Origin of the sequence: Pseudoflavonifractor sp. MCC625, from assembly GCF_018784545.1 — a bacterium.
GTDB lineage: Bacteria > Bacillota > Clostridia > Oscillospirales > Oscillospiraceae > Pseudoflavonifractor_A > Pseudoflavonifractor_A gallinarum.
This window is the reverse complement of record NZ_WQOJ01000009.1, coordinates 1-24,857: the sequence shown is the minus strand read 5'-3', so window position 1 is coordinate 24,857 and position 24,857 is coordinate 1. Positions and strand designations below refer to the sequence as shown.

Annotated in this window: 23 protein-coding genes; 22 read left to right on the top strand and 1 reads right to left on the bottom strand. The window is 49.8% G+C overall.

Annotation, left to right across the window (positions count from 1 at the left end; genetic code table 11):
• Positions 1–73 precede the first annotated feature (73 nt).
• The 15 genes from GPK94_RS02370 (at position 74) to GPK94_RS02300 (ending at position 12,155) form a co-directional block, all read left to right on the top strand.
• On the top strand, positions 74–376 hold the full coding sequence (locus GPK94_RS02370) for a hypothetical protein (RefSeq protein WP_209346307.1): 303 nt from the start codon (positions 74–76) through the stop codon (positions 374–376).
• A gap of 77 nt (positions 377–453) precedes the next feature.
• Complete coding sequence (locus GPK94_RS02365) at positions 454–717, top strand: hypothetical protein (protein WP_101691723.1); 264 nt, start codon at positions 454–456, stop codon at positions 715–717.
• On the top strand, positions 714–1,298 hold the full coding sequence (locus tag GPK94_RS02360) for a hypothetical protein (RefSeq protein ID WP_209346308.1): 585 nt from the start codon (positions 714–716) through the stop codon (positions 1,296–1,298). Before GPK94_RS02365 ends, GPK94_RS02360 begins: the two co-directional genes overlap by 4 nt.
• Positions 1,291–3,135, top strand: coding sequence for a type VI secretion protein (locus tag GPK94_RS02355; protein ID WP_215654272.1), 1,845 nt, complete (start codon positions 1,291–1,293; stop codon positions 3,133–3,135). Before GPK94_RS02360 ends, GPK94_RS02355 begins: the two co-directional genes overlap by 8 nt.
• Positions 3,135–4,217, top strand: coding sequence for a M23 family metallopeptidase (locus GPK94_RS02350; protein ID WP_215654271.1), 1,083 nt, complete (start codon positions 3,135–3,137; stop codon positions 4,215–4,217). Before GPK94_RS02355 ends, GPK94_RS02350 begins: the two co-directional genes overlap by 1 nt.
• Before the next feature lie 13 nt (positions 4,218–4,230).
• Entirely contained in the window at positions 4,231–4,596 is a 366-nt protein-coding gene (locus GPK94_RS02345; RefSeq protein WP_101691726.1) for a DUF3846 domain-containing protein, read from the top strand.
• 10 nt (positions 4,597–4,606) lie between these two features.
• Positions 4,607–4,927: a DUF6103 family protein gene (locus GPK94_RS15935; RefSeq protein WP_252192493.1), complete on the top strand. Its 321-nt coding sequence runs from the start codon at positions 4,607–4,609 to the stop codon at positions 4,925–4,927.
• 129 nt (positions 4,928–5,056) lie between these two features.
• A complete protein-coding gene (locus tag GPK94_RS02335; protein WP_215654269.1) occupies positions 5,057–6,112 on the top strand; it encodes a hypothetical protein in 1,056 nt (351 codons plus the stop codon).
• Positions 6,113–6,131: 19 nt separating this feature from the next.
• Positions 6,132–6,656 (top strand): hypothetical protein, encoded by a 525-nt coding sequence (locus GPK94_RS02330; protein WP_209346313.1) that lies wholly within the window; start codon positions 6,132–6,134, stop codon positions 6,654–6,656.
• A 358-nt stretch (positions 6,657–7,014) separates the two neighbouring features.
• A complete protein-coding gene (locus tag GPK94_RS02325; protein ID WP_148337092.1) occupies positions 7,015–7,260 on the top strand; it encodes a hypothetical protein in 246 nt (81 codons plus the stop codon).
• Positions 7,261–7,273: 13 nt separating this feature from the next.
• Positions 7,274–7,678: a hypothetical protein gene (locus GPK94_RS02320; protein WP_148337091.1), complete on the top strand. Its 405-nt coding sequence runs from the start codon at positions 7,274–7,276 to the stop codon at positions 7,676–7,678.
• A gap of 3 nt (positions 7,679–7,681) precedes the next feature.
• Entirely contained in the window at positions 7,682–9,112 is a 1,431-nt protein-coding gene (gene mobP3, locus GPK94_RS02315) for a MobP3 family relaxase (protein WP_195640808.1), read from the top strand.
• A 15-nt stretch (positions 9,113–9,127) separates the two neighbouring features.
• On the top strand, positions 9,128–10,045 hold the full coding sequence (locus GPK94_RS02310; protein WP_130870493.1) for a DUF3991 and toprim domain-containing protein: 918 nt from the start codon (positions 9,128–9,130) through the stop codon (positions 10,043–10,045).
• 46 nt (positions 10,046–10,091) lie between these two features.
• Positions 10,092–11,882 (top strand): type IV secretory system conjugative DNA transfer family protein, encoded by a 1,791-nt coding sequence (locus GPK94_RS02305; protein WP_242623844.1) that lies wholly within the window; start codon positions 10,092–10,094, stop codon positions 11,880–11,882.
• A gap of 15 nt (positions 11,883–11,897) precedes the next feature.
• On the top strand, positions 11,898–12,155 hold the full coding sequence (locus GPK94_RS02300; RefSeq protein ID WP_180956741.1) for a helix-turn-helix domain-containing protein: 258 nt from the start codon (positions 11,898–11,900) through the stop codon (positions 12,153–12,155).
• A gap of 222 nt (positions 12,156–12,377) precedes the next feature.
• On the opposite strand, the gene GPK94_RS02295 is transcribed toward GPK94_RS02300, so the two are convergent.
• Entirely contained in the window at positions 12,378–12,629 is a 252-nt protein-coding gene (locus GPK94_RS02295) for a helix-turn-helix transcriptional regulator (RefSeq protein WP_130870494.1), read from the bottom strand.
• 336 nt (positions 12,630–12,965) lie between these two features.
• Here GPK94_RS02295 and GPK94_RS02290 point away from each other — a divergent pair, with 336 nt between their 5' ends.
• The 7 genes from GPK94_RS02290 (at position 12,966) to GPK94_RS02260 (ending at position 24,720) form a co-directional block, all read left to right on the top strand.
• A complete protein-coding gene (locus tag GPK94_RS02290) occupies positions 12,966–13,379 on the top strand; it encodes a ribonuclease Z (RefSeq protein ID WP_130870495.1) in 414 nt (137 codons plus the stop codon).
• On the top strand, positions 13,376–14,503 hold the full coding sequence (locus GPK94_RS02285) for a DNA/RNA non-specific endonuclease (RefSeq protein ID WP_226928286.1): 1,128 nt from the start codon (positions 13,376–13,378) through the stop codon (positions 14,501–14,503). The genes GPK94_RS02290 and GPK94_RS02285 overlap by 4 nt, the downstream gene beginning before the upstream one ends.
• 281 nt (positions 14,504–14,784) lie before the next feature.
• Positions 14,785–16,569, top strand: a complete 1,785-nt coding sequence (locus tag GPK94_RS02280; protein WP_215654267.1) for a class I SAM-dependent DNA methyltransferase — start codon at positions 14,785–14,787, stop codon at positions 16,567–16,569.
• 1 nt (position 16,570) lies between these two features.
• On the top strand, positions 16,571–18,418 hold the full coding sequence (locus GPK94_RS02275; RefSeq protein ID WP_215654265.1) for a restriction endonuclease subunit S: 1,848 nt from the start codon (positions 16,571–16,573) through the stop codon (positions 18,416–18,418).
• A 12-nt stretch (positions 18,419–18,430) separates the two neighbouring features.
• The gene (locus tag GPK94_RS02270) at positions 18,431–21,484 is read left to right on the top strand and encodes a DEAD/DEAH box helicase family protein (protein ID WP_215654262.1); all 3,054 of its coding nucleotides are present in this window, start codon (positions 18,431–18,433) and stop codon (positions 21,482–21,484) included.
• A gap of 78 nt (positions 21,485–21,562) precedes the next feature.
• Positions 21,563–24,106 (top strand): DUF4268 domain-containing protein, encoded by a 2,544-nt coding sequence (locus tag GPK94_RS02265; protein WP_215654260.1) that lies wholly within the window; start codon positions 21,563–21,565, stop codon positions 24,104–24,106.
• 26 nt (positions 24,107–24,132) lie between these two features.
• Positions 24,133–24,720, top strand: coding sequence for a hypothetical protein (locus GPK94_RS02260; protein WP_101691738.1), 588 nt, complete (start codon positions 24,133–24,135; stop codon positions 24,718–24,720).
• The last annotated feature ends 137 nt before the right edge of the window (positions 24,721–24,857 follow it).

Sequence of the window (24,857 nt, the reverse complement as noted above, 5' to 3'; positions counted from 1 at the left end):
CCTTTTGTGAATGGCTTTTTAATTTGCTTTTGGGTATGCTTGCTTTGCAATTACAGAAGAAGGAGGTCAGGTTATGGCGGAAGATATTAAGAATCTCTGCGCGCCAATCCCATCAGATCTGCACGCAAAGGTACGGGAACATCAGGAAGCATCCGGCAAAACCCTTGGCCAGTATATGGCTTGGTTGATCACACAATTCTATGAGTACGAAAAAGGAGGAAATGCAAGTATGGCAGACAACAAAAGAACGGTGGCCTTCCAAGTTCCGGCAGACCTGTTCGAACAGTTCAAGGCGTATCTGGAAAAGAATCACATCAAGCAGAACGCATTCTTCTTGGACTGCATCCAACGAGCCCTTGCAGATGAGTTGGAATAAATACTCAACAATGCCCTGCCGGAAATTGGCAGGGTTTTGTTTTCTTCAGACCGAAATGACATCTAGGAGGTGAAGATGTGTTTATCTATCCTGAAAACCTGAAAGCAAAACCAATGCTATGGCTTTGGGAACTGCGGGATATTGGTATTATCGGCGTTGGTTTTCTCCTCTCTGTTCTGGCTTTGAGTCAGGGGGCCGGGATGATACCACTCGTGATTACCGTCCTATTCTCCTTCCTAACTATTCGGGTGGACGGCTCCAGCATCCTGGACTTTTTACGGAGGGCCGCCTGTTTCCTAATCCTGCAGCAGCAATACTACGAATGGAGGCTTGACCCATGACTCGCAAAGAAAAATTGGCTCTTCGGCAACACCAGTCCACACGACAGCTCATGGGTATGCAGGGTATTGCATCACATGGAATTACGACTTCCAATTCGGAGTTGGTCTTTTTTCTCATCCGACCCGATAACCTTTCCGTTCTATCATCCGAGGGAATCCGTGCCAGGGTAACGGCGCTTGCCAACCTCCTGCGGGCAGAGCCCGCTGTGGAGCTCTTGGTTGTCGATTCCAGGGAATCCTTCCAACGAAACAAAGAATTTTATCAGAAGAGACTGGAAGAGGAAACGACCCCTGCCATTCGGAAACTGCTGATTGAGGATATGCGTCATCTGGATGAAATCCTGTCATCTTCCGCTTCTGCTCGAGAATTTGTTTTGATTCTGCGGCGGGATCTGAAGTCGGACATGAGCGAAGGCACCTTGCGCCAATTGGAGAAAGGTATCTGTGATCATGGCCTGCACGTCCGCCTAGCCGATGAGCAAGATGTAAAACGCTTGCTGGCCGTTTATTACCAGCACGATATAACCACAGACTTCTTTCAAGATGTGGATGGAGAAAAGGCGGTGATCGGAAATGGCTAAGAAGAAAAAACAGAAGAAGAAAAACACACCCTCGAAACAACCCGTAGTATCCCGGCCCAAGGAGTTCCTGGATCTGATCGCACCGGCTGCAGTTAAGTTCAATACGGACCATTTCATTCTGGGTGGTACATATCGCAGTGTTGTTGCACTTCGAAGTTATCCCCCCACAACAGAGGAACTGGCTCTACTCCGTAGACTTGGCGAAATGGCTGGTGTCACCCTGCGCCTTTCCGCCAGGCGAGTTACCACAGCTGAGGAGGATGCTATTATTCATGCAGCCACCAACAAGAACCGAATGGAGCGCAGTAATTTCAGTAACATCAAGCAAAGCGTGACTGCAGAGGAAAAAATCCAGGATGTCGAAACCCTGATCAAAACAACTCGACGGCAAACCGAACCCCTCATCCATTGTTCCTGTTTTTTGGAGTTCACCGCTCCGACCATGGAAGAGCTCCGCTCCCTGCGCGATGAGGTCAACGCAATTCTCATCCGCTCCAAATTGGGAACAGATCCTCTACTCTTACGTCAGAGAGACGGATTTCTTTCCTCCAATCCTGCTGGTCAAAATGCGTTTGGCTCCTTTACTGAACGTGTGCTGCCTGCATCCAGCGTGGCCAATCTGTACCCAATCAGCTATTCGGGAAAGACGGATCCGATGGGCTTTTATGTGGGCCGGGACAAATATGGCTCCAATGTTATCGTGGATCTGGACCGACGAGCCGACGACAAAACCAATGCCAGCGCCTTGATACTTGGCAACAGCGGTCAAGGAAAAACATATCTGCTCCGGCTCCTACTGTGCAATGTCTTGGAGGCAGGTAAGTGTGCCATCTCTCTGGACTCGGAGCATGAAATGGAGGATCTCTGCAGAAATCTGGGAGGTTGCTTTCTGGACTTCATGGACGGCAGACATCGCATCAATTTATTGGAGCCGCGCCGGTGGGATGATGGTAGTGAGCCTGATGATCCAGACGCGCCTCCTGCCTTCCACGGTACTCTCTTGGCCCAGCACATCTCATTCCTTCGTGACATCTTCCGTGTCTATAAGGACTTCGATGTCCCCCACATTGACACTTTGGAGCTGATGATAGAACGGCTCTACCACAAATGGGGCATCAATGATAAGACGGACTTCTCACGTATGCTTCCTACCGATTATCCTATCTTATCAGACCTCTATGACACCATTGAGGATGCCTACCAGAACTATGAAGACGAGGAAGCTCTGAAACTCTATCCTCCCGAAATGCTTCGGGATCTGCTGCTGGGCCTCCACTCTATGTGCAAAGGTGCGGATGCACGATTCTTTAACGGACATACGAATATCTCGTCTGCGCGTTTCCTTGTGTTCTGTGTCAAAGGCTTGGACAGCGTCGCGCAAAACCTTCGGGACACCTTGCTGTTTAGTGTGCTCTCATATATGTCTGATCAGCTCCTCAGCGCCGGAAATACAGTGGCAGCGATTGATGAGCTGTACTTGTGGCTCACCAATCCGGTAGCTGTCACCTACATCCGGAACTGCCTGAAACGAGTAAGAAAGAAAGAGTCGTCCCTATTTCTCGCCAGTCAGAACCTGGAAGACTTTGACCAGCCTGGCGTCCGAGAGTTGACTCGCCCCCTTTTTGCAATCCCTACCCATCAATTTATTTTTAATGCAGGTGCCATCGATAAAAAGTTCTACATGGAAAACCTTCAGTTGGAGGAAGCGGAATACGAACTGATTCGTTACCCCCAGAGAGGAGTCTGCCTCTACAAATGCGGGACAGACAGACATTTGCTGGCGGTCCATGCTCCTTCCCATAAGGAGCAGCTCTTTGGATCGGCAGGTGGTCGCTGATGGCAATTCCTGCTGCTGCCATTGCAAAAGCCGCAATTGGTGTCCTCTCAAACGAGAAGACACGCAAGGCTGCAGGCTGGGTTCTGGTAGCGATTCTATCCCCAATCATTCTCCTCATTGCTGCATTCTGTTCTATCCTGGGCGGTTCCGCTGATCACAACAGCAGCATCCTTGACCTGTGTTTCTATGGTGGCACATTACCAGCAGATATCCCTGCAGAATACCGAGCCTACATCGAAGACATGCAGGCAAGCTTCGCATTGTTGGATGAGCGAATTGCGGAAATCAATAGCATGACAGAGGACGGAGCAAGTCTTGACGCTATACGTGTCAAGGCATTTTTTTATGCTCTGTATTTCGGCGCGGAGTCACCGAGCAGCCGAGCGCACCAACAATTTGTTGATTGCTTTGTCACTTATGAGGAACGTACCCGCCCGCTTGATTCAACTGATAGCGAAGACGAAAGTGCCGAAGAACCGGAGGAGGAAACCTACACCGTTGCAATTCCCATCACAGACATCGCCACAATATGGTCCAACATTCAAACGGCATTAGGAGAAACAGTTACGGAGGAGCAACGAAACAACGCAGACAGTATCTACAACTTGGTCCGTTACGGTTCTGCTACTGGAACAGAGGGCTGGATACCCGGTGCCGAAGTGCCGTTTATCGGTGCGGATGGATTTTGTTCTCCTGTGGGCTCCAGCTGGGAAAGTAGAGTCACATCAGAGTTTGGATACAGATCCGATCCCTTTACCGGCCAGACAAAAGGTCATACCGGTATCGACATCGCTGTGCCCACAGGCACACCAGTTCGTGCAGCTCTGCCCGGAGTCGTTACAAAGGCAACCTACAATGCTGGTGGCTATGGCTACTATGTAATGATTGACCACGGCAATGGAATGGTAACTCTGTATGCTCACAATTCGAAACTGTTGGTCAGTGTTGGAGATACCGTGGAGGCGGGTGACACCGTATCTCTGTCCGGCTCCACGGGACGATCGACCGGTCCGCATCTACACTTTGAAGTGCGTGTCAATGGTCAGCGTGTAAATCCACGCTCCTACCTGCCCACAAATTAAAGGAGGCGATTTGATGAAAGAAAAAGAGATTGCTGTCTTGAAGGTGGAACCTGGTAAATCACCAGAAACGGTAACCATGCCAAACACTTTGGACGCTATGCAGAAAATGGTGGGTGGCTACATCGAGGTGCTCCCCCTGAGCGATGTTTGCCTGGTCTGCAATGAGGACGGCAAATTGATGGGGCTGGAAGGAAACCGGCGCTTGGGCAACGACATCATTGTCGGCACATTCTTTCTGGCTGGCGATACTCGATCCGGTGATCTTTGTTCTCTTACCCAAGAGCAGATACAACACTTTGGTGAAGTGTTTGCTAAGCCGGATACCTTCCAACCAGGTGAGGTAGAGGACGCCTTGCGGATTGAGTTCTACTCAATGTAAGGAGGTCAGAATGGACAAGATTGAATTGAAAGTGACGATGGAGCCGGAGCGATTGGATGCGCTCCGGTATTTTTTGTCCGCAAAGGAAAAGCGAACACCAGAGAAAGAACTGCAGCGGTTGCTGGAAGAGCTCTATGAAAAATATGTGCCAGCGGATACTCGGGAGTATCTGGACAGTAAGAACAAGCCTGCAGTTCGTCCACGCCCCAGGCGTACAGCAAAAGGCGGGCGCACTGCACAGACACAGGATAACAACAATGACCAGGACAATCCTGGCCAAGATGTTTCGACCGGCTATGACATGGGAGGTAGACATGATGAAAAAGTCTGATTTTTTGAGCCAGGATCTTCGTTCGTCCAATCGGCTGTTGAGTCTTCGCCATCACAAAGATATCCGTTACCCCGCACCCAGTACCTACAGTAAGCAAAAGCCTGCCAAGCGGCGGAATAGGGGGGCCAAATGAGCGGCTCCGTTGAGATCGTACTTTGGCTCCATGAGTATGAGTTCAGGGCACTGAAAAAGCAACTTGCTTCGAATGGAACTGATGTTGAAAAACGAATGCAGGAAATGCTTGCCGATCTATATTCTGAGTGCGTTCCTTCTGAGGAACGACAGGCGATACAGGAACTCATCAATGCTGAACATGCCGAGGCGGTAGCGGATCAAATGGCCAAAACCACCTGGGCGGCGTACCATGTCACCGGTCGGGGAGAGGATCTGTATTTCAAAACTTCTTCAGCAGATACACTGCTCATCGCCGCAAAACGCTTGCGTACTTATCTCACCGCTGGGGATAGTCCTCTACCTGTTTCCTTTGCATCTGTGTTCAAAGACCGCTCGGAAATCACCCAGGCAGAATATGATCAACTCCTGGACCAACGGCTGCAGAACACTGGGAAGGTGTCTGGTGTTTTCGAAATGGACTTTGACAAGGATACATTTTCCGCAGCTAACGCTATGGATGGCTGGCATACCTACCGTATCCATGACGTGAGCGTGGCAGCCTACCACGCTTTCCGAAAACAGAATATCTCGATGGATCAGAGATGGGATCGACTGCTGGACAAACTTGAAGGCAAAGAACTCACACCAAACTCAGAGGCTATGGTGCTGACCGGATCCAGGCGACTTAGTATGAACGAGATTTCTTTCCAGGATGACATGAGCGAATGCGGAAGTCTGCTGAATTTCTATGTGCCAGTCACATTTGATCCTGACGCTGTGTTCGGAACCAATGTGGCTACTGATGCCAATGATGACTATCTCAATGTCTATGCGGAGTTTGATTTGGATGTTGGTGAAGTGTGTGACGCACTCACTGTGATCCAGGTCTGTGGAGATGGTTCTGAGGAAACCTACCGCTACCCCCTGACCGAAGAGGATCGCTCAATCCTACGCTCCAAAATGAATGACTACTGTATGGAGCAGACGGGACTGAGTCTGGATGATTATCGCGCACAGTATCTTGATGAAGAGATGTGCGCTTCCTCATTCCCGGATGGCCAGAGCATGTAATAGTGTGAGGAGGTAAAAGATGTTGATCGATCGCAACAGCAAAAATGAATTCGTGCTCAACTGCTTCCGGGAACTCCTGGATGACGGTGAGCCACATCGATACCGCGAGATCATCGACTATGTGCGTGAACAGGCCAAAGGAACGCAGTACGAAGGAACCATTGAACAGAACAACCTTGTGTTGCCTATCAGTAAAAAACTTGAAGATCCTGCGTTCCCCTATGCACGAGTGAGTCATGGCATCTACCAAAAGACAGAACAGTCTCCTGTGCAGCAGGAATCGGTTGGTTGCCATACTCCCTCTGCCTATGATCTGTTGGACATCCTGTTTGTTGTGCAGCGTCAGATGGAAGTGATTCACAAAACGCAACAAGAGGAGTTCTCCTCAAGCAAAACATTGGAGAACTCTTTCCAAGTTGTGTCTGATCACTTAGAAACGCTGCTCGACAGTATGTCCATGTGGATTGCCGACATGGAAGATCTGACGCAGGTCCCCCTTCAGGAGCATGAAAACGAGGATTTGACGGGAATGCAGATGGGGTGAATGCTGGGCACCTGATAACGGCCCCGTGTGGGCCGCTGTGAGGCCCTGTGTGCCCTCCTATGGGTGGGGGTAGACCACCTACCCCAATCGGGAAGGTTAGCCCCCATTTGAGGGCTTTTTCCACCAGGGGACGGAGGACGAAAAAAAAGCAGGCAGAAAGAGCCGGGGTCGTGAACGCCCCGGCTCTCTCACTTCTGCCCGCAGTGCGGGCAGTTTCAGGCTTTTCCCACCGGGGTCGTGAAAGCAAAAAAATCACGCCTACGGGGTCGTGAATCCCCGTAAGCCCCGCCGTATCAGGCTTTCTTCCGGGGACGAAGACGTACCCAGCGCAAATTTGATTAGAAAGAAGGTACCAAAGATGAGAAGCGCAAAGGAGACAGACGGCTTTCCTTACGACAGCAATCGAATCTGCTATATCGAGTTGTTTGCCACTGGCGAGATCAAACAGCTCACCACATATCATGACAAGATCGAAGGATACGTACACGCCCAGTCGGGTATCAGCAAACTCTTTGCGGTATGGCCCGGCCATTGGCGCAGCGACCTTTTCATCATCGATGACCTGGAAGCGTTTCGTATTGGCCAGAGACTCATTAGAGTGTGAGGTGAACTACGTCATGAGTAACACAAAGAAAAAATTTGCTTTCTGGCTGACACCGAAAACAAAAGAACTGGTGGAGCGCTCCTATCAGCTTGACAACTCTCAGAGTCAAAGCGAATTTATTGAAAAAGCCATTCAATTCTATACCGGATACCTTGAAGCGGAGCAGGACGGCTCGTATCTACCAGTCACACTGTCAGCTACATTGGAAGGCTCGTTAGGCGCGCTGGGAGATCGGCTCGGCAAGCTGCTGTTCAAAATGTCGGTGGAGATGTCCATGATGATGCACCTCATGGCACACGATACAGATGCAACACTCAATGAGTTGGAACAGCTGCGTGGCCGGTGTGTCCAGGATGTGATGCGCACCCATGGCATGATCAGCTTCAAGGAGATCTTCCGGTTCCAAAAGAGGTTGTAAGCCATGCCAAAGCTGGTGCAGAAGTGTGGGTACATCTGCAATGGCAGTGCAGCAAAGTACATGCGGTACATTGCCACAAGAGAAGGTGTTGAGAAACTTCATGGCCGGGGTCCTGTCACACAGCCTCAGAAAGAACTCATCGAAAGACTGCTCAAGGATTATCCAGATACCAAAGAACTATTCGAGTACAGTGATTACTGCGCCTCTCCCACCTTTGGCAACGCCTCTGAATTGATCACTATGGCACTGGATGCCAATGTCCACACCATGGAAGCTGGCGATGGCTACCTCAAATACATCGCTACCCGTCCCCGTGTAGAAAAGCGCGGTGACCATGGCCTGTTCAGTGACACGCAGGATGTGTCGCTCCAGGATATGATGGCAGAGGTCGCGGAACACCATGGCCCTGTCTGGACGGTCATCCTTTCTCTGCGCCGAGAAGATGCGTCTGCTCTTGGATACGATAGTGCTGAAAACTGGCGCACCCTCCTCCTACAGCACCGGACACGTTTGGCGCAGGCCATGAAGATCCCGGTGGATGACTTCCGGTGGTGTGCAGCCTTCCACGATGAAGGGTACCACCCACATGTACACATGATGGTGTGGTCTGCAGATGAGAAACACGGGTATCTGAACAAGACCGGAATCACAGCCATGCGCTCTGCGCTGACCAACACTATCTTCCAGGATGAGATGCACAACATCTATGTCAAAAAAGATCTGGCTTATCAGGACCTGGTAAAACAGTCCCGCTCCGCTATGGCGGAACTGATTGCGCACATGGAATCCACCTCGCTGGATAATGATTCGATTGCCAGAAAGATGGTGGAACTGGCCAATGCCCTGAGCAGTGTCAAAGGGAAAAAGCAGTATGGATACCTGCCTAAAAAGTTGAAAGAACTAGTAGATGCTATCACTGATGAGCTGGCACTGCAGCCAGATGTGGCAGCGTGCTATCAGGTCTGGAATGATCTGCGTGATAAATTGGAGGGTTACTACAAGGACAAACCACGTGTCCATAATCCTCTCTCAAAGCAAAAGGAATTCAAGGCAATCAAGAACTCCATTATCCGCGAGGCTGATTGTCTACGTCTGGAATTGGAACAGGAAGAGATGGACTCCACCAACCCAAATGCGAACGAAGAATCAGGAGAAATTGATTCGACCGAGACACCACCAAAAACGGATAGCGCCCAACAGCCAATTAAGTCACCGGCAGTGAACAACCACAACCCAGCAGTAATCGCTGCGGTAACTCGTCTCCTCTATCACATGGGCCAGATTTTCCGTGACAATGCAATGGCACCTACTAGTCCGTTGGGCCTTCGAATTGATTCCAAGCGCAGGAAAAAGCTGATGGCCAAGCGACTAGCCCTTGGGCATAAAGCGGATGATCATGAGGAGCAGGGATGGCAAAATGGGCCATCGATGTAAGGGAAAGGAGGTACTATGGCTCAGTATATTCATTTCACTGATGAGCAGAAACAGCGAGCAGCTGAAGTGGATCTGGAAGAATTCCTACGCCAGAGAGGAGAAAAACTCCTTCCTTCTGGACGGGATAAGAGGCTCGATAGAGATCACAGCGTGACCATCCGTGGCTGTGAATGGTTCGATCACGACAGCCGTCAGGGTGGAAATGCGATCAGCTTTGTCCGGTGGTTTTATAATTACAGTTACCCAGAAGCCGTCAAAGCACTTCTGGGTGGTGAGCAGGGTACAATATACCCATCTGCTGCTGAGCGGGAGAAGCCACCACAAAAACCGTTTGAACTTCCTGAAGCGAATACCAATATGCGGCGCATTTTTGCCTACCTGATGAAGCACCGGCACATTGACCGTGATGTGATTGCCTATTTTGCGAAGGCAAAGACACTCTTTGAGGACAGCAAATATCACAACTGCGTCTTTGTGGGGACGGATGAACAGGGCATTCCACGCCACGCGCACAAACGCAGTGCCAACAGTTTTGGAAAGTCCTTCCGGCAGAATGTGGAGGGCAGCGATCCCAAATATAGTTTTCATCACCTTGGCACTGACGGAAAGCTCTATGTGTTCGAGGCACCCATCGATATGCTCTCCTTCATCACCCTGTATCCTGAAGATTGGAAATCGCACAACTATGTTGCCTGCTGCGGAACATCTGCGATCCCTGTAATGTCAATGCTTTCCCGTATGCCCCACGCACAGGAGGTGTTCTTATGCCTGGACAATGACGCAGCAGGTCAGGCAGCAAGCCTCCGTATGGCTGAACAGATTGCCGAACAGTTTGGAATCGCCTCGGATCGCCTGGCTCCCCAAAACAAAGACTGGAATGATGACCTGTGTGTTCTGGAGGACGCACAGGTCCCTTTTCTGGAAACGGGGTGACGCAATGACTGAACAAGCATGGGGACTGATTGTATTGTGCGGCGGAATGCTGCTGGTGTTGATCATTGCCTCCATATTCACTCAGCGATATTCCCTAAACCGTATCAAATCCAAAACCGTTGGTGACGGCCAGCATGGTACCGCACGATGGGCTACCCCAAAAGAGATCCGTCAGACTTATAAGCATGTGCCTTTCCAAGTCGATGAATGGCGTCGTGGCAAGAATCGGCCAGAGGCACAGGGGATCGTCTTAGGGTGCATCGGACGCGCGTCTGTCAAAGCCAAGAAGCATTCCAAACATGGTGGGCTGAAAGCTCTTGTAGACTGCGACGATGTTCACTTCCTGATGATTGGTGCATCCGGTGTTGGCAAGACTGCCTTTTTCCTGTACCCCAATCTGGAATATGCCTGCGCCTGTGGTATGAGTTTCTTGGCGCTGGACACCAAGGGCGACTTGGCGAGGAACTACGGTGCTATTGCCAGCAAGTATTACGGTTATAAGATTTCCGTGATCGACCTTCGCAATCCGACCAGATCAGATGGTAATAATCTTCTGACGTTGATCAACCGTTATATGGATTTGGCTCAGGAAGATCCCAGCAATCTGGCTGCCAGAGCCAAGGCCGAAAAGTATGCCAAAATTCTCGCCAAGACCATAGTTAATCCAGATGGCGACGCTTCCTCTTATGGACAAAATGCATTTTTCTATGATGCAGCAGAAGGATTGCTTACTGCTGTGGTACTTTTGTTAGCAGAATATCTTCCACCAACAAAAGAAGATTCAAGTGAGAGAAGGCATATCGTATCGGTGTTCAAACTGATTCAGGATCTGCTGGAGTCCCCTGGGCCAAGGCAAAAAAACTACTTCCAGCAGCTAATGGGGAAACTCCCCGATAATCACAAAGCGAAATGGTTTGCGGGAGCCGCACTCAACACCTCGGACCAGGCAATGGCGTCTGTCATGTCCACGGTCTTGTCCCGACTGAATGCGTTTCTCGACAGTGAATTGGAGCAGGTCATCTGCTTTGACAGCGCCATTGACGCGGAGACATTCGCCAGCCAGAAATGCGCTATCTTCCTGATCCTACCGGAAGAAGACACGACCAAAAACTTCATGGCCGGACTGATGATTCAGAATCTGAGCCGAGAACTATTTGCTGTTGCCGATGAGAACGGCGGAAAACTAAAAAACCGTGTGGTGTTGTTCTGTGATGAGCTTGGTACCATGCCGCCCTTTGATATATTGCCCCTATTCTCCGCCGGGCGCTCCAGGCGGTTGACCCTGGTGCCGATCATCCAATCGTTGGCTCAGCTTGAAAAAAACTACGGCAAGGAGGGCAGCGAGATCATTCAGGATAACTGTCAGGATACAATCTTCGGAGGCTTTGCACCTGGCAGCCAGACAGCAGAAGTGTTGTCCAGGAACCTTGGAACTCGCACGGTGCAGTCTGGCTCGGTGAGCCAAAGCAAGAATGATCCCAGTCAATCCCTGCAGATGGTAGAGCGGCCCCTGATGACGCCAGACGAGTTAAAATCAATTCCCAAGGGGCACTTCGTTGTTATGAAAACTGGTTGCCATCCAATGCAGACCCGACTCCGACTCTTCCTAGAATGGGGCATTACTTTCGAAAAAGAGGGATACACTGTGCCGGTACATGAAAATATGCAAGTCCACTACGCGGGGCGAAAGGAGCTGGAGGAAAGCATTCTATGTCATGCCTTGAAAAATACAGCATCGGAAAAGGCAGATGCAGCACCACAGCAAAACGGAAGTCAAAAAGCTGCAGAGGAAGATGCTCATGCTCCCGCTTCCGACGATACAAGTCTGAGAACATAATTGGAGGTGAACATGGTGGGCTATTTTGAATCGATCTATGCTGATACTGAATTGCCTCATCGGTGCAAAACCGTTTACATTTACCTCCGGGATCGGGCCAATGCATCAGGCACCTGTTGGCCAGGAATTAAGACAATCGCCTCAGATCTTGGCTTATCACGCAGCACTGTGAAGAGAGCAATCAACGAGTTGGAACGCAAAGGCTTCCTACTCAAGAACCCAAGATACCGCGCAAATGGCAGCCATACCTCAAATCTATATACTGTGCGCTAAAGCGAAAAAGTGGTTTGTACCATATTCTGATACAAACCACTTTCTCTTAAATAATTTGCCGCCAAGGGGTTTATATGCCCTGACGATGGACCGAGGGTGGGTTCATTATGGTCCCCCCAGAAGATCCCACTCTATTGGAGAACTTAATACAGAGAATAGTCTATATCTATGCTTGCGGATGACTTCATTTTTTAGCAAAAGCAAATCAAACGCATGAGACTGCTATTCTATGTTCCTATCCAAGCCAGCGAAGAAATCATCATAAGAGCAACTGTAAATTTTACGCAATTCAATCAACACACTCGCCCGGATATTCAACTCCCCTGACTCATATTTGGCATAGGCAGTTCGCCCGATGTCGCAGCCTCTTCGCTGTAATTCGGCACAGAGTTTCTCCTGGGAGATGCCATACTGATCCCGCAGCCGCCTGAGGTTAGAGCCCATGTTGCGGTCACGACGGATTTTTTGCTCCATCTGCGCGTCCTCCATTGACCAGTATTGGTTGCAACCGCATCTATTCTACGGTACAATGGTGGCAAATATTGTCCGTGATACTGGTCAACCTTTGGCGGGCAAATGAAGGCATACGGCACAAATGCGAATGGTAAAATCTGGTTAGTGACGGGCGAATACAGCGTGAGCATTCTCGTGGATAATGAAGTGCGGTGTGCCCAAAGGGCAGTTAATCCACTGTTGTTAGTAAAATAGCTGTCCGTATTATTTAACAGGTAACCTGCAATTATACTCTCAAGTCCAGGCAATGACACTCTGGAGAAAGAGTACGGGGGTGCGACCTGAAGGGGGAATCCGATGATTGTAATAGTCTGTTTGGACGATAAAGGCGGCATGATGTTCAATCACCGTCGGCAGAGTCGGGATAAGAGCTTGTGTGCGCAGATCTTAAGATTGACGAAGCACTCGATTTTACACATGAGCCACTATTCCGCTAGATTATTTTCTGACCTCAATCCTCCTGATCTGACTGTTTCGGATACTTTCTTGCGAGATGCCGGCAATGGGGACTTCTGCTTTGTCGAAGATGCCGCATTGGCTCCGGTCGAGAAACGCATTGAAAAACTGATTATTTTCAAGTGGAACCGAACCTACCCAGCCGATCGGTATTTTGATTTGAAGCTGCATGAAGGAACATGGCATCTTGCTCTGTCAAGCAACTTTACCGGATACTCACACGAAAGAATCACTATGGAGGTATTTGAACGGTGAAACAGAAAGTTACATCCATTTTCCTGCTGGCAGCTCTTGTCCTTTCCCTCTTAGTTGGTTGTTCGACGGACGAAGGCAACTCTTCCAATTACCCGGATGATTCTCCATCCAGTGTTTCCTCTGGAATTGTGGAAAGTCCGCAATCTACTGATCGTGTAGAGCAGTCATCTGCCGACACAGATGACTCCGGCGTAGAGGCTGAGAAGCCGTCGGGGCCGAATGGACAGGGTAGCATGACCGGCCAAGAGATTGACCAACCAGTTTCCTCGACTCTTCCAAGTGAAAGTACTGCTGCCACCAGTTTTTCACTTTCCGATGTTGAGCCTTATAGTGGATCGGCTTATGTTGCAGTCAATGGAAATATTCCTTATTTCACATCTTCTGAACTGACAACAACTTCTTTTGAGCTATATAGCGCTCTCGACTCGCTCAGCCGGTGCGGCACCGCATATGCCTGCATAGGGCAGGATCTGATGCCTACCGAGGAACGCGGATCTATTGGATCGGTCAAGCCTTCCGGCTGGCACACTGTGCGGTATAATGGTGTTGTTGACGGGAATTACCTCTACAATCGCTGTCACTTGATCGGCTTCCAACTCTCGGGAGAGAATGCGAATGAGAGGAACTTGATCACTGGCACCAGATATTTGAACATTGATGGAATGCTACCTTTCGAGAATATGGTTGCCGACTATGTTCAGGAAACGAACAACCATGTTCTCTACCGCGTCACGCCCGTCTTTGAAGGGGACAACCTACTGGCTGCTGGAGTCCTGATGGAAGGTTACTCCGTTGAGGATGATGGTGATGGCATCTGCTTTTGTATCTTTGCCTACAATGTGCAGCCGGGGGTGACGATCAACTATGCAACGGGAGACAGCACGCTAGACGGAGCTGCTTCCACTTCAGAACCATCGGTTGCCCATGAACCCTCTTCCGATACCCAAGCCGGAACATCAACCGCTGAGGCACACTATGTTTTGAACAACAACACGAAGAAGTTCCACCTGCCATCTTGCGCCAGTGCGGACGATATCAAGGATTCCAACCGTGAGGACTATTACGGCTCACGCGAGGATCTAATTGAACGTGCATATGTTCCCTGCAAGCGGTGTAATCCATGAAATAATATCAGAAGCACAATGCGCATAAAGTCTAAATGATGATATAATATTCGCAATTGCGCAAAGTCATCTCGAGGGCGAAGACTGAACATGCCATGGATTTCGAAGAAAGCTAACAACATCAGGTAACAGTGGCTTGAACAAGTCTCTTTGCCTAGACGGCAATTCGTGATGGGTTAAAGGCATGGATTGGCACAAAGCGATTTTGACTAATCCCATATTATATCGTATTATAAAGTAACTAAGTAAGGATGTATGCCACAAACAGAAAGGGCGATATTATGACCGCAAATGAACAGTTGGCCTCTGTGGGCCGGAATATCCAGGAGAAGGCCACTCTCATTTGGAATGTGGCAAACACCCTCTTTGGTGCATTCAAACCCCATGAGTACGGCTTGGTGATCCTGCCCATGGTGGTGGTCAAGCGGTTCCACGACTGCCTGCTGCCAACCCATCAAGCGGTACTGGATACCTGTAAGAAGGTAGAGCACCTTGCAGTCAAAGAGGGCTTCCTGCGGACCGCTGCTGGATACCAGTTCTACAATACCAGCCCGTTCACCTTCGAGACTCTGCGGGCAGACCCAGAGAACATCAACGATAACTTCCGCGCTTATCTCAATGGCTTCTCCGACAATGTGCAGGACATCCTCGCCCGCATGAACTTCAACGCCCAGATCGACCGCATGGAGGAGGCCGGACTGCTCTATCAGGTTATCGTGGACTTCTGCTCTGACAAGGCGGATATGAAGCCGGAAAAGATCAGTGCCGTTGATATGGGCTATATTTTTGAGAACCTGGTTCAGCGGTTTTCCGAGTCCTACAACGAGGAGGCCGGAGCACACTTCACCAGCCGGGATATCATCTACCTGATGTGCGACCTGCTGGTGACGGGAGATCAGAACGCCTTCCACGGGGAGGGCATTACAAAGACGGTCTACGACATGACCATGGGCACAAGTCAGATGCTTACCTGCATGGAAGAGCGGCTGAAGCAACTGGATGCCGATGCAGATGTCACCTGTTTTGGCCAGGAGTTGAACCCCTTCACCTTTGGAATCGCCAAGGCTGACATGCTGATCCGTGGGGGCGACCCGGACAATATGCAGTTCGGTGACACCCTGGACGATGATAAGTTCGACGGCTATCAGTTCGATTACTGTATTTCCAACCCTCCTTTTGGGATTGACTGGAAGCGGGAGGCCACGGCGGTGGAGGCAGAGCACAAGAAGGGTTCCGCTGGTCGCTTCGGTCCCGGCCTCCCCAGCAAGAGCGACGGGCAGATGCTGTTCCTGCTCAACGGCCTGTCCAAACTGAAGCCGGAGGGCCGCATGGCCATCATCCAGAACGGCTCCTCGCTGTTCACCGGGGATGCCGGTTCCGGCCAGTCGGAAATCCGCCGGTATCTGATCGAAAACGACTGGCTGGACGCCATCGTGCAGCTCCCCAACGACAGCTTCTACAACACCGGCATCGCCACCTACATCTGGACCATCACCAAGGACAAGCCCTCGGAGCATATCGGGAGGGTCCAGCTCATTGATGCCAGCAAGTGCTATGAGTCTCGCCGGAAGCCCATCGGCAACAAGCGAGTGGACATCACCGAGGCCTGCCGAGAGTTGATTGTCAGGGCCTACGGGGAGTATCGGGACCAGACATGTGAGCGGGAGCTGGAGTCCGGAGCAAAACTCGTCTGCAAAAGCCGGGTGCTGGACAGTGTAGCCCTGGGCTATAACAAGATCACCGTGGAAAGCCCCCTGCTGGATGAGGACGGGAAGAGGGTCCTGAAAAAGGGCAAGCCTGTGGCTGACCCCAAAAAGCGGGACACGGAGAATGTGCCGCTGGACGAGGACATCGATGCATACTTTGCACGTGAAGTCCTGCCCTATAACCCGGATGCCTGGATCGACAAGAGCAAGACTAAGGTGGGCTATGAGATTCCTTTCACCCGCACTTTCTACGAGTACAAGGAGATCGAGCCTGCCGACCAGATCGCCAAGCGTATCGAGGAGCATGAGCGTGCCCTGATGCAGAAGCTCCATGACTTGTTTGGGAAGGACGGTGAGTGAGATGACTCCGGCAAAGGGTTTTGCGGAGATGAAAGACAGCGGAATTGACACTATTGGAAAAATCCCAACTCACTGGAGTTTATGTAGATTGCGGTTCCTATGTAAAATAATGACCGGAAACCAAGACACACAAAATGCCGTTGGAGACGGTATATATCCTTTTTATGTTCGCTCCCCCAAAATAGAGCGGGCCAACAGTTATACGTTTGATGGGGAAAGTATCCTAATGGCTGGGGACGGTGCTGGAGCTGGCAAGGTATTTCATCATGCTTTTGGGAAGTATGCAATTCATCAAAGAGTTTACTGTTTTTACGATTTTAATAATATTGTTCCACGGTACTTTTACTACTTTATAAGCAATCAATTTAGTTTGGAAATTGATAAAGGTAGCGCAAAATCGACAGTTGCTTCGGTGCGACTCCCGATGTTGCACAACTTTGTTCTTTGCTTGCCAACAACCAAGGAGCAAACATCTATTGCCACTTATCTGGACACCCAGTGCGCCAAGATCGACGAGATCATCGCCCAGGCAAAAAGCAGCATTGAGGATTATAGACAGTGGAAGGCCTCCATTATCTACGAGGCTATTACTAAAGGCCTGGACCAAAATATCGAGCTGAAGGACAGTGGGATCGAGTGGATTGGGGAGATTCCGGCTGATTGGGCAATTATCCGCATTAAAAATCTCCTTACTGAAATTAATGACCGCTCAGGAACTGGTTTGGAACAACCGCTTTCGATGAGTCAATCTTTAGGTGTTGTTCCGTCATCCATGATTGCGGTTGCTAATCCGGCAACATCTTATATCGGAGCCAAGATAGTACAACCAAATGATTTGGTGTTTAACAAATTAAAGGCCCATTTAGGTGTATTCGCTGTGTCGAGTTTTAGGGGTTTGGTCAGCCCGGATTATGCTGTTTACCGCGCAAACGAACGAGTTGATCCAAAGTTTCTGGAATATCTTTTCAAAACGCCAAATTGTATTCAAGAGTTCAAAAAATATATTACAGGTGTCGGTGCTGGCTTAAGCCGCCTATATACAAATGATCTGTTCAACATTAAAGTTGCACTACCAGTTGTCAGTGTTCAAAGGCACATTGTAGAGTACCTAAACGACTTCTGTTCACAGGCGGATGCATTGATTTATGAAAAGCAATCCCTCATTGACGATTTAGAAGCTTACAAAAATTCTCTTATTTATGAGGTTGTGACCGGGAAAAGGCGAGTAGAAGATACCGACCAAGTGACAATAGCTATTCTTTCCCCTGAGATATTGCGGTACAGAAAAGCTCTGCTTATGCTCAGGGTGTTGGACTTGCTTGGTACTGGTGTCCGGGGACGAATTCAGTTGCAGAAATGTATGTTTGCCGCAGAGTGTTTGCTAAATATGCCATTTCACACTCAATTCATTCGATACGAGCATGGCCCATACGATCCAGATCTCCTAAACATAGAAGAAATCATTAACGCAAAAGGCTGGTACACGGTTCTGAAAGGATCGCCTGTCTCCTACCAAAAGGGAAAACAATTCGAAGAGGGCTTGCGGGAGTATATGGATACTTTTTCTGATATTGATCAGAAACTCGAAAAAATAGTGGATTTTTTGAGGCCAATGAAAACCTCTCAGGCTGAACGTGTAGCGACCTTGCTCGCTGCATGGAATGACTTTATTATTGATGGGGTATCCCATCCTACTGACAAAGAGATAATTGGCGAGGTCGTTACGAATTGGACTCCTAACAAGGCAAATCCTCAGTATTCTACTTGGCAGGACACTCTATACAAAATGAGAGAACATCGGTTTGTGCCCAAAGGTTCTGGAGTTCACACATTGCAGAAAGAAGCGTAAGGAGGATACGACATGCCCGATAACGAAAGACAGTTTGAACAAGATATCGAGTCCTTCCTGCTCTCTCCTGTCGGTGGTTGGCAGAAGGCGTCAGACGCGGGCTATCGGGCTTTCATGGACTCCGGTGTGGCCCTGGACTTAGCTACCCTGGTGGACTTTGTCCAGGCCACACAGCCCATCCAATGGCAACGTTTCGAGAAACAGTGCAACTCCGATCCGGAGAAGAAGTTCTACAAGGCTTTTGAGAACGCCGTGGAGAACGATGGACTGATAAGTGTCCTGCGCCACGGGTTCAAGCACCGGGGGATTGAGTTCCGGGTGTGCTACTTTAAGCCGGAGTCCACTCTCAACGATGTGGCTGTCAAACACTACGGTCAAAACATCTGCCAGTGTATCCGCCAGTGGCACTACTCCGGGCAGAACAACAATAGCGTAGATATGATGTTGGCAGTCAACGGTATCCCGATCGTAGCCATCGAGCTTAAGAACCAGCTCACCGGCCAAAGCGTGGACAATGCCAAGCGGCAGTGGATGTTTGACCGGGACCCCAAGGAACCAGCGTTCCGGCTGAACCACCGCGTCCTGGTGTTCTTCGCCGTGGATCTCTATGAGGCGGTGATGACCACCAAGCTGGATGGGGCCAAGACCTACTTTCTCCCCTTTAACCAGGGCAGTAACGGCCCCGGCAGGGACGGCGGAGCCGGGAATCCGCCTTCACCGGATGGAGACTACGTGACCTCCTACCTCTGGAAGGACGTATTGCGAAAAGACAACCTTTTGGACATCATCCAAAAGTTCGTCAACCTCCAAGTGAAGAAAGAGAAGGCGCCTCAGAAAGATGGCGCACAAAGGGAAATCACTAAAAAGTCAGTCATCTTCCCCCGGTATCACCAGATGGATGTGGTGCGTCGGCTGATCCAGGATGTCAGAACCAACGGCCCCGGCAAAAACTATCTGGTGCAGCACAGCGCCGGTTCCGGGAAGTCCAACTCTATCGCCTGGACCGCCTACCATCTGGCCAGCCTCCATGACGATGACAACAAGCCCATCTTCAACTCCGTGGTCATCGTCACAGACCGCACGGTGCTGGACGCCCAGCTCCAAGAGACTATCTCTGGCTTCGACCACACCCTGGGTTCTGTAGTGACCATCGACAAGAAGAAGTCCGCCAAAGATCTGCGGGACGCTTTGAACGACGGCAAGCGGATCATCGTCACCACTCTGCAGAAGTTCCCCGTGATCTATGAACAGATAGACGACACATCCGGCAAGGCTTTTGCCGTCATCGTGGACGAGGCCCACAGCAGCCAGACTGGCCAGAGCGCCATGAAGTTGAAAATTGCCCTGGCGGATACCCATGATGCACTCAAAGAATATGCGGAGCTGGAGGGTAAGGCCGAGGACGAACTGGAGGATGCGGAGGACAAGCTGGTGCGAGAGATGGTCTCCCACGGCAAGCACAAGAACCTGAGTTTTTTTGCCTTTACTGCCACGCCAAAGAACAAGACCCTGGAGATGTTCGGGGATGAGTATGCGGATGGCTCTTTCCACCCCTTTCATATCTACTCCATGCGACAGGCCATTGAGGAGCACTTCATTTTGGATGTGCTGGAGAACTATACCACCTATAAGACCTGCTTTCAAATCGCCAAGAACACCCCGGACAATCCGGAGGTCCCCACTATCAAGGCCATCAAGACTATCCGGCGTTTTGAGGAGCTTCACCCCCACAACCTGCAGCAGAAGGCCGCCATCATTGTGGAGACTTTCCGGGACATTACCAAGCACAAAATCGGCGGAAAGGGTAAAATGATGGTGGTTACGGCCTCACGTCTGGCGGCGGTGCGCTACTACCACGAGATCAAGGCATATCTGGAGGCAAATCACTACGACGATGTAGAGATCCTGATTGCCTTCTCTGGAGGTATCAGGGACCCAGACGAGGAGAACGGCACAGAGTACACTGAAAGCGGCATGAACCGAGACCGGGAGGGAAACCGCGTCAGCGAGGCCCAGACCAAGCAGGTCTTCCACGACGAGGGCGATGTGCTGATCGTGGCGGAGAAGTACCAGACTGGCTTTGATGAGCCGTTGCTCCACACCATGATTGTGGACAAGAAGTTACGAGATGTGAAGGCAGTCCAGACTTTGAGCCGTCTGAACCGTACTTATCCTGGAAAAGAAGATACCTACATTCTGGACTTTGTGAATACCAAGGAAGAAATTCTGGAGGCCTTCCAGCCATACTACCAGGAGACTAGCCTCACCGAGGAAATCAATGTTGACCTGATTTACAAGACTCAGAAGCAGCTCCGGGAATTCAAACTGTATAACGAAAGTGATATTGAGGTGGTCAGCAAAATCTACTTCGCTCCAGATGCGAAAAAGGCCACCTCCGTCCAGGCGAAGATCTCCAACGCTCTGCTCCCGGTGGCCAAGGCTTACAATCAACTGAGCAAGGAGGACCGCTACCAGTTCCGCCGCCTAATCCGAGCGTTTGTGAAGTGGTATAACTACATCTCTCAGATCGTGCGGATGTTCGATAAGGACCTTCATAAGGAGTTTCTCTTCTGTTCCTATCTCTCCAAACTGATCCCTGCAGAGCCTTCCACCCCCTGGGACCTGGAGAACCGGGTGAAGTTGGAGTACTACCGTCTGGAAAAAACCTTTGAGGGAGCAATCACACTGGAAGATAAGGCAACGGCCCTGGAGCCCGCGAAGACGAAGAAGGCGGTCAACATGAACGCCAAGAAAGACCCGCTGGACGAGGTCATTGATCGAATCAATGAGACCTATAAAGGCGATTTTACTGAAGCAGACAGAGTCTTGATTGGGACTTTGCGTGAGAAACTACTGGCGGATAAAAAGCTTCGCAAAGCAGCTAAAGTGGATGGACAGCAGATCTTCGAAAAAAATGTGTTCCCCAAGATTTTCGACCAGACTGCCCAGGCCTCCTATATCGAGAGCACGGAAACCTATACGAAGCTATTTGAGGATACCGCCAAGTATAAAGCCATCATGGTCGCCTTGGCAAAGGAACTGTATCGGGAACTTCGGAATGGATAATATGGGTATAAGACGTACTGATCCATGGCAATGCACAACTTGAAATGGGTTTAGAGAGAAAAATTTGGAGGAGTCAGCGTGAATGGTCAAGGAAAGCTACTGACACATTTTCTGAAGAATGCGGACAAGCTCGTAATACCTGTCTATCAGAGAAATTACGACTGGAAGGAAGAACATTGCAAGAAACTCTACTCCGACCTTGTAAAGACGATCCGAGATAACAAACGGTGGCATTTCTTCGGTGGTATAGTCTCCGTCAGTGATCCTATGGGCAGCAGTTCAGACTATCTGGTTATCGATGGCCAGCAGCGGATTACCACAGTTTCGCTTCTCCTCTTGGCGATTGCTAATCTGATCAAGGATGGACTCGTTACCCCTAATGATCCAAACCTGTATGACGTCATCACGAAGAAATATCTCGTTGATGAAATCAATCCTAAGCAGAGGAAGATGAAGCTAAAGCCCATCAAAGGAGATCAGGACGCTTATGACAGGCTCTGGGGCGATCCGTCTGAGTACAATTTCAGCTCCCGTATCACACAGAATTACCTATTCTTCTATAATCAGATCCAGCGTGAGGACATCAGCGTAGACCAATTGTTTACGGCGGTAGAGAAGCTCCAGATCATCGACATCACGCTAACACCACCCGACGACGATCCACAACTAGTGTTTGAGAGCCTCAATTCGACCGGCCTTGATCTGAATGAGGGCGACAAAATCCGGAACTTTGTTCTTATGCGACGATCTATGGAGGAGCAGGAGCAGTTCTATGATGACTACTGGTGCCCCATTGAAAAAAACGCTGGCTACGACAAACAGACGAACTCTTACGACGTGAGTCCGTTCATCCGTGACTATCTGGGGATTAAGGAGCGACGTCTGACCGCAATGAAGGAGATCTACCAGGAGTTCAAGGATTATGTTGAAAAGCGCGGCCAGATAGAGGATGTTCTTAAAGAACTCCGGGACTATGCGAAGAGGTATAACAAGATCCGGGTTGGGAATCCGAACTTTCCAATTAAACTCCGGGCTTCGCTATATCGGCTGAACCGTTTCGAAAGCAGTGTTTGCAGGCCGTTTCTAATGGAAGTCTTCCGACTACAGGAGGAGGATGTGCTTACCTTAGAGGATGTGGGTGAGGTCTGCCGCATTGTGGAGTCCTATCTACTTCGCCGCCTCATCTGCGATTTGCCATCCAACACCCAGAGCAAAGTATTCCTTACGCTCTGCAATGACATCAAGCGTCTCGATGGTACCTATGATGATTTCATTGAGAAACTGCGGTATGTTTTTGGAAACAAGAAGGAGAAGGCAGCCTTCCCAACAGACGAAGATTTTGCTGAAGGTCTCAAAAACAAGAATATCTACACAATGCCGGCCAGATATAAGGCGTACATCTTCGAGCGCATAGAGAATGGAGATAGCTCGGAGTACAAAGAGATCTATAATCGTCTGGACAGTGGTGAGTACACCATTGAGCACATCATGCCCCAGCATCTAACTCCTGCTTGGGCCAGCGAGCTCGGTGACGATGCTGAAAATATCCACGGCCAATGGCTCCACCGGCTCGCAAACCTGACCCTGGCAGCCTCCTCTTACAATATCAGGTACAGCAATGCCTCCTTCCAAGATAAGAAAACAATGAAAAACGGCTATCTGCAGAGCGGACTGAAAATGACCCAACAAATCGCCAAAGCCGATCATTGGGGCCTTCCAGAACTGGAGCAGCGGAGCAGTATGCTGGTAAATCAGTGCATTGCCCTTTGGCCAAATAAGGATACTACTTATGTTCCACCGCAGAAGCAGTATGACGAAATTGCGCTAGATGATGATGCCTCCTTGACTGGGCGTCAACTGATGAAGTATCGTTTTCGTGGAATTGAACATGAAGCCACAACTTGGGTTGATATGTATGTCCAGATGCTGAAGGAACTCCACAATATCGATACGGCGTATCTGAATTATCTTGCCGGCGCCGATGATAGCGTCGATCTGGCCAGCCAATTCTTTAGGACAGGAGATGGGTTTGAGGCATCTGCACTGGTCGTTGAAGGTATCTATGTTAATACCGGGACCTCCACGCAACACAAGCTGAATATGCTGAGACGGCTGTTTGAGCATTACGATCAAGACCCATCTGACTTGGTGTTTTTCCTCAACGAAAAGAAATGCAACGATGAGGAATCTAGTCTGCGGCATAAGGTACGTAGAGAGTACTGGTCGCAGGTCCTTCCAGCAATTCGTACCGAGACAGGCACTTTCAATTATGTCTCCCCGACCAAAAACAATTATATGTCTGGCTCTACGAGTTGCCCTGGTGTCCAGCTATCTTGCGTGGCGAACTACGATCAAGCCCGTATAGAAATCTATATCGATACCGGGAATGCAGGAAGGAACCAAATGATCTATGATTCGCTGAAAAGTCATCGCTCTCAAATTGAGGAGGATTACGGCCGACCACTGAAATGGTACAACCAAGAAGGCAATCGTTCTTGTAAATTATATGATGAACTTCTCGATGTCAGCGTGACGAACCATGATGACTGGCCTGCGATGATTAAATTTCACGTTGAGCGAGGGGCAAGACTCCTCAAGGCTGTGACACCATTTCTTCCATAGGCCCGGCAACTTATGAGGTGAGCATTATGAGAAGGCCCGCATATGATTCAAATGTTGCCTTCGAGGGTAAGATTAAATCAATGCGTCTGATTTCAGAGATGATCGGTTTTGGACCGATGCCTGCTCCAGATCGTGAGGTCGAACAGCGGTTGACGCTCAATTCCAGAGGGAAGATCTGGTTCAGCAATTACTTATATGGGGATGGGGTAAAGCAGAAACTTCATCGAAAAGAATGTTCAACGATTTCACCCACAGATGCGGATTATATCCTTAAATTGATCGCGATGGTATTTACCTCCCCCCAATCATCTGCGCTTGTTACAGATGTAGGTATGTGGAGGCTGTGCCTACTCAGTGAAACTGGGCAGAATTTCAAGTATGAAGGCTCCCTGACTAGTCAAAGTGAAAATGACCCTCTCGGTATTGCATCTGAAGAATTGAGGATAATCTTGTCTATGCCTGAATTGGCTGCCTTCGACGGAAAGGTATCAGAAGGCCAACTGTCGGGGAAAGCCGATGGCCAGCGGCCTCCGAGCATGCAACGGTTTGTGAGGGAGTACAAAGCTTGTACGCACCAACACGGTAATATCGCTGATGCAAAGTGGGGGGACTGAACGAACAATATGAAAGCAAGTGGGAGGGATCGGAAATTCCGATCCCTCCCATCATCAGGCCGGGCGTAAAATTTTGTGTAAGCGATTTTCGACAAAGTCAAGAATGGCGCTGGAAAGCAGGGCGGATTCTGGCCTGG

What these genes read in the sequence shown, in the direction of transcription:
- GPK94_RS02305 (WP_242623844.1), top strand. Translation starts at nt 10,092, where the DNA reads ATGCTGCTGGTGTTGATCATTGCCTCCATATTCACTCAGCGATATTCC.
- GPK94_RS02330 (WP_209346313.1), top strand. Translation starts at nt 6,132, where the DNA reads ATGTTGATCGATCGCAACAGCAAAAATGAATTCGTGCTCAACTGCTTC.
- GPK94_RS02350 (WP_215654271.1), top strand. Translation starts at nt 3,135, where the DNA reads ATGGCAATTCCTGCTGCTGCCATTGCAAAAGCCGCAATTGGTGTCCTC.
- mobP3 (WP_195640808.1), top strand. Translation starts at nt 7,682, where the DNA reads ATGCCAAAGCTGGTGCAGAAGTGTGGGTACATCTGCAATGGCAGTGCA.
- GPK94_RS02345 (WP_101691726.1), top strand. Translation starts at nt 4,231, where the DNA reads ATGAAAGAAAAAGAGATTGCTGTCTTGAAGGTGGAACCTGGTAAATCA.
- GPK94_RS02295 (WP_130870494.1), bottom strand. Translation starts at nt 12,629, where the DNA reads ATGGAGCAAAAAATCCGTCGTGACCGCAACATGGGCTCTAACCTCAGG.
- GPK94_RS15935 (WP_252192493.1), top strand. Translation starts at nt 4,607, where the DNA reads ATGGACAAGATTGAATTGAAAGTGACGATGGAGCCGGAGCGATTGGAT.
- GPK94_RS02355 (WP_215654272.1), top strand. Translation starts at nt 1,291, where the DNA reads ATGGCTAAGAAGAAAAAACAGAAGAAGAAAAACACACCCTCGAAACAA.
- GPK94_RS02335 (WP_215654269.1), top strand. Translation starts at nt 5,057, where the DNA reads ATGAGCGGCTCCGTTGAGATCGTACTTTGGCTCCATGAGTATGAGTTC.
- GPK94_RS02320 (WP_148337091.1), top strand. Translation starts at nt 7,274, where the DNA reads ATGAGTAACACAAAGAAAAAATTTGCTTTCTGGCTGACACCGAAAACA.
- GPK94_RS02370 (WP_209346307.1), top strand. Translation starts at nt 74, where the DNA reads ATGGCGGAAGATATTAAGAATCTCTGCGCGCCAATCCCATCAGATCTG.
- GPK94_RS02290 (WP_130870495.1), top strand. Translation starts at nt 12,966, where the DNA reads ATGATTGTAATAGTCTGTTTGGACGATAAAGGCGGCATGATGTTCAAT.
- GPK94_RS02270 (WP_215654262.1), top strand. Translation starts at nt 18,431, where the DNA reads ATGCCCGATAACGAAAGACAGTTTGAACAAGATATCGAGTCCTTCCTG.
- GPK94_RS02310 (WP_130870493.1), top strand. Translation starts at nt 9,128, where the DNA reads ATGGCTCAGTATATTCATTTCACTGATGAGCAGAAACAGCGAGCAGCT.
- GPK94_RS02325 (WP_148337092.1), top strand. Translation starts at nt 7,015, where the DNA reads ATGAGAAGCGCAAAGGAGACAGACGGCTTTCCTTACGACAGCAATCGA.
- GPK94_RS02280 (WP_215654267.1), top strand. Translation starts at nt 14,785, where the DNA reads ATGACCGCAAATGAACAGTTGGCCTCTGTGGGCCGGAATATCCAGGAG.
- GPK94_RS02260 (WP_101691738.1), top strand. Translation starts at nt 24,133, where the DNA reads ATGAGAAGGCCCGCATATGATTCAAATGTTGCCTTCGAGGGTAAGATT.
- GPK94_RS02360 (WP_209346308.1), top strand. Translation starts at nt 714, where the DNA reads ATGACTCGCAAAGAAAAATTGGCTCTTCGGCAACACCAGTCCACACGA.
- GPK94_RS02275 (WP_215654265.1), top strand. Translation starts at nt 16,571, where the DNA reads ATGACTCCGGCAAAGGGTTTTGCGGAGATGAAAGACAGCGGAATTGAC.